The organism is Acidovorax sp. HMWF029, from assembly GCF_003060895.1.
Taxonomy (GTDB): domain Bacteria; phylum Pseudomonadota; class Gammaproteobacteria; order Burkholderiales; family Burkholderiaceae_C; genus Acidovorax.
Window position 1 is genome coordinate 1 of record NZ_QAIH01000224.1, and the last position, 564, is coordinate 564.

A 564-nucleotide genomic window follows, 5' to 3' on the forward strand; every position below is an offset into this window, starting at 1 on the left:
GCCTGGGTGCGGATGCGGGCCCCGACCGCGCCATAAAAGCGCAGCAGGCGGGCGATGTGGTCGGCCGCCCCCCGGGGCAGGGGGGCGCGGCTGTCGTTCTGGCGCTGCGCATAGGTGAAATCGACCAACGCAGGGCCGTCGCGGGCCTCGTCGATGTTGATTTGGTAGGCGCTGTGGGCGTTGTCTTCATCGTCGCCCGGTGCGTCGTCGCCGTTGTGCCAGCTGAACTTGAGCGCGCGGCCCCAGGGCTCGCCGTCGCGCATGCAAGGCTGGCGTGCACCCACCCAGATGTCGCCCTCCCACCAGCCGTTGCGGTCGCTGTCCCACCAGTCGTTGTACTGGTCGGTGAACACGGGCAGGCTGGTGAAGCGCTCGATGTGCTCCGCCGTCAGCGTGGCCACCAGGCGCTGGTAGAGCGGGTAGCGCGCGCGGTGCTGGCCCACGGCCTTGCGCACGTAGTCGAGCACGCCGCGCCAGGCGGTCTGGCAGGCCTGCCAGGCTTCGGGGTCGGTGCCCTCGGCCAGCGCCTGCCATTCGCCCGCCTCGCCCTGGCTGTAGCGGCGG

Annotated in this window: 1 pseudogene; it reads right to left on the bottom strand. The window is 71.5% G+C overall.

The features are described from left to right. A pseudogene (locus DBR12_RS15670) lies at nucleotides 1-564 on the bottom strand (WD40 repeat domain-containing protein); the annotation flags it as partial.